General features: G+C 41.0%; 3 protein-coding genes and 1 pseudogene. 3 read left to right on the top strand and 1 reads right to left on the bottom strand.

The features are described 5' to 3' along the window. Positions 1 to 226: pseudogene (locus H6S82_RS29410) on the top strand (sugar ABC transporter substrate-binding protein); the annotation flags it as partial. 83 nt (positions 227 to 309) lie between these two features. On the opposite strand, the gene H6S82_RS29415 reads toward H6S82_RS29410, so the two are convergent. Beyond that, positions 310 to 1326 (bottom strand): DMT family transporter, encoded by a 1017-nt coding sequence (locus H6S82_RS29415; protein ID WP_190470836.1) that lies wholly within the window; start codon positions 1324 to 1326, stop codon positions 310 to 312. A gap of 257 nt (positions 1327 to 1583) precedes the next feature. Here H6S82_RS29415 and H6S82_RS29420 point away from each other — a divergent pair, with 257 nt between their 5' ends. Together H6S82_RS29420 and H6S82_RS29425 are read left to right on the top strand one after the other, a co-directional pair. Further along, entirely contained in the window at positions 1584 to 1961 is a 378-nt protein-coding gene (locus tag H6S82_RS29420; RefSeq protein ID WP_190470833.1) for a hypothetical protein, read from the top strand. Between the two features lie 100 nt (positions 1962 to 2061). Beyond that, positions 2062 to 2368: DUF4079 domain-containing protein (locus tag H6S82_RS29425; protein ID WP_191057192.1), on the top strand; the 307-nt coding region annotated here is incomplete at its 3' end.

Consider the following 2368-nt stretch of genomic DNA (forward strand, 5'->3'; position numbering starts at 1 on the left):
GCAAGATAATTATTTCAAAACTGTTCCGCCTAATGCTACGTCTGCGGATAAGGCGCGTGTTGTCAGCGCCAATCAAATGAAACAGGCGGAAGTTTTGCTGCCGACGATGAAGAATGTAAATGTGCTGCAACGGTTAATTTACGATAATTTGCAGGCGGCGATGTTGGGTGAGAAGTCGGTGGAACAAGCTGTGGCGGATGCGGCGAAGGAGTGGAACGATCGATAAGTGCTAAGCATTTAATAGACCTCTCCAGAAAAGGATAAGAAAGGCAGGCAGGATACCTACCCCACAAGAATTTTTGGAGAGTGTTAAACTCCCTTAAAACCAAGCCCAGTTTCGGCTTGTCTGACAGCATTTAAATGCGTCATGCGGGTGGCGACTAAAGTTCTCCGCCTAATTCCCATCTGACTTAAAAGTAAACCGCAGACGATCGCACTAATGGCAATAGAGTCGCCTAGAGTCAGTTTTTCATTCAAAATAAAGTAAGCTGCGATAACGCCCGCAATCGGACTAAAAGAATTTGCTAAAGAAGCTTGAGATAAGTTAGAATTTGTTAATCCTTTAGACCAACAAAATTGACCGATCGCTACGATTAGGGCACCGTAAACTAACATCCACTGCCATAGAAATGGTGAAAATGCCTCGGCAAAATGTTCGCTGCCATAAAGATACATAGCGAGACAAAAAAATGCTATTGTGGCTATTCCCATACGCACAATAGTAAGAATTTCCGGAGCAATGCGAGTTAGGAAAGCTTTGCTGATAATATTTCCGCTCATTCCAGCACATATTCCTATCAAAGTTAAAAACTCACCCCTGCCAAAGCCAATTGTACTCCCCATCCCCATACTTTGGAATTGAAAACTGAGAATAGCGCCTATAAAGCAAATTAAAGCTCCTCCTATTTCCCAACGATCGAGCCGTTCTTTAAACAACCAAATTGATAACAGCAAAATCAGCAGAGGCTCAATTCTTCCGATTAAAATGACATTAGTCACTCTTGTCAGAGTTAGCGCTTGAAAGATAAAACCGGGAGCCAGCGCTCCCGATAAAATAGCAACTGCGATCGTTGCTAGCCATTCTCGGCGGGAAATTTGCTTCAATAAGTCTAACTTTAAGTGGCGATAGTTGATGACGAGCAAAACAAGTAAAGCACAAATGTTGCTAACAAATAAAACATTACAAGGAGAAATGGGATTTCTGCCTGCTACTAGATGTTGCTCGCCGACTTCAGCTAGTTTACGCACAATTGAGTTAGATGCAGCAAACAAAATAACTGCTATCCACAAATAAGCTTGTCCCGGAATTTTATTAATAAAGCTCATAGTTTTGGTTGTCAAAAAAATATTGATATTTGTTCGTTTTTGAGTATGACAAAGTTAGCTGAGAAAATGCTGAGAATTTAATAATTTATCCTTAAACTAAGATTCAGCGAACTTTCAGACATACTTCATATCCGCCTCAGATGGACTGTTTATGCTTCAGATAGTTGGATCGATAAATCGAACTGACAACCCTAAACAGAAAGTATTCAAGCATTTTTAAGTTGCTGTAGTTCATTTTTACCACCAGGATATCAGCCATGAAACTAGCTCCCATCCTTGCAAGTATTACGATCGTTGGTTTAGTCACCGTTACGGGTTACCCATTAAAAAATCTGAATCCTTCATTGTTTGAAGCATCAGCGCAAGAAATGAAAGATGCTACTGGTCTGAGCAGTCAACAAAAAATTGATATGCTGATCAAAAATAAAGGCCAGTTTGGTAGTGGCGACCAACTCCGCCGTTTCTTCTTTGGCGACCTAGAACCAATTGCCGTTCAACCGGGTGGTGCGGGTATGGTAGTTAATCTCTACAACAAAGCAAATGATGTTACGATCGCTTACTGCGCTACTTACGATGTCGTCGTTGCGGTCAGAAAAGGTCGAATTAACGCATTTATGGCTAGTGAAGTGAAGTAATTCTAATCGGTAGTAGGTGGTTGGAAATTAGCCATTAGTGGTTTGTACATACTACCTACTATTCATTTTTAAATCCACATTCACTATTGCGAGGTTTAGTATGGAATTGAAGGATGCGATCGCTCTTATCCATCCGGCGATCGCCATGATCGTTGTCTATCCCCTGATTGGCAATGTCATTAATTTAGCGTGGCAAGTCAGACAAAGGCGACTACAAAATGCCAGTGGGGGTAAAAGTAAAATTCCTCCTATCTCCGGACAGGAACATCTGAAGTTAGGTCGGTATCTGGCAATTTCAGTTGTAGGAATTACCTTAATTGCACTAGCTTATTCAATTTTTATCAAACATATATTGGCGAAGCAAACTTGGATTGAACAACCTTTACAAGTTGGCTTTATCGTTTTGA

The sequence above is a fragment of the Planktothrix sp. FACHB-1355 genome (genome assembly GCF_014748295.1).
GTDB lineage: Bacteria > Cyanobacteriota > Cyanobacteriia > Cyanobacteriales > Aerosakkonemataceae > Aerosakkonema > Aerosakkonema funiforme_A.